We start from the raw sequence: 1,077 nt of genomic DNA, 5'->3' as shown, positions 1-1,077 counted from the left end.
GTGCTTTCGCTGAAGAGGACGTCGTCCTCGACAATCAGGCCATGGGCGCTGCCACCGGCCAGGAACGTTTCCAGCGCCCGGATATGGCTGCGGTAACAGGCATATTCGCCCGAAAGGATGTCGCGCCCGCTCAGCTTGCGCGCGGCTGGAAGATCGATCTCCGTCCAGTCTTTTTCAGCAAGCGCCCGACCGTCGACGGCGGCAATGCGCTGCAAGGTCAGTCCCGCCGCTTCGGCGCTGGCGAGCAATTCGCTCCAGCGCTGGGTCTCGCGATCGAGGTTGATGGCGAAGATAGGGAGGTTCATTGAAGTTCCATGTTGAGCCGCCACCCACCTGGTCGACCTATGTATGGAAAGAAGGAGATGTTCAAGGCGACACTTTACAGATCATGTGCAAGACCCGAATTTGCCGCGATGCCTCTTGCTCATCTGCGCTTACGACACCGTCGAATCATGAGCTGATCGGCTTCATGGAAGATCGCAAAGGTACTCTCGGGTCCCATGTGCCCAAAAGGGAATAGAACGGCATGGCCGGGCAGCTTCTTTAGACCTCGGATAGGTTTTGTCGGTATTTATCGGAAAAAAGGAGCCGAAGTCATGACCGACATCTGGCACTCACTCCTCGCCAACCTTGCCCTGGTCTCCATCCTCGTGGTCGCCTGGGACCTTGTGGCGGATTTCACCGGGCGTCTCTCGCGGCGGATGCAGTCGCTGCTTCTCGGCGTGGTCATGTGCGTGGGCGCGATCATTTCCATGGCGACGGCCCTGTCCGTCTCCGGCTTCGTCGTCGATCTGCGCGCCGCCTTCATTGCTGCTGCCGCGTTCTTTGGCGGATGGCCGGCAATGCTCATCGCCACGTTCGGCTCCATTGTTTATCGCATCCATCTCGGCGGACAGGGTGCGGGTGCTGGTGTCATGGGTATCCTCATCACCGCAATCGTCGGCATTGCGTGGCACCACATCGTCGCGGCCCGATCGCGCACCATGTACGACATATTCGGTCTGGGCGTAACGGTCGCTCTCGCCGGGCTGATCACGCTCCTGGTCATCCCGGCGCAAGCCGTCACGGGCCTTGTGC

2 protein-coding genes are annotated in these 1,077 nt (G+C 60.2%); one reads left to right on the top strand and one right to left on the bottom strand.

Annotated features, from left to right (window positions below):
* A partial coding sequence (locus EOC06_RS43420) for a glycosyltransferase family 25 protein (RefSeq protein ID WP_245470016.1) occupies nt 1-305 on the bottom strand: 305 nt, incomplete at its 3' end.
* A gap of 291 nt (nt 306-596) precedes the next feature.
* On the opposite strand from EOC06_RS43420, the gene EOC06_RS24625 reads away from it, so the two are divergent.
* The coding region (locus tag EOC06_RS24625) for a LytS/YhcK type 5TM receptor domain-containing protein (RefSeq protein WP_281062108.1) at nt 597-1,077 on the top strand (481 nt) is incomplete at its 3' end.

The organism is Mesorhizobium sp. M7A.F.Ca.MR.362.00.0.0, from assembly GCF_004023175.1.
Classification (GTDB): Bacteria; Pseudomonadota; Alphaproteobacteria; order Rhizobiales; family Rhizobiaceae; genus Mesorhizobium.
Note: the sequence above shows the minus strand (reverse complement) of the source record. Positions and strands in the feature narration are given on the sequence as shown.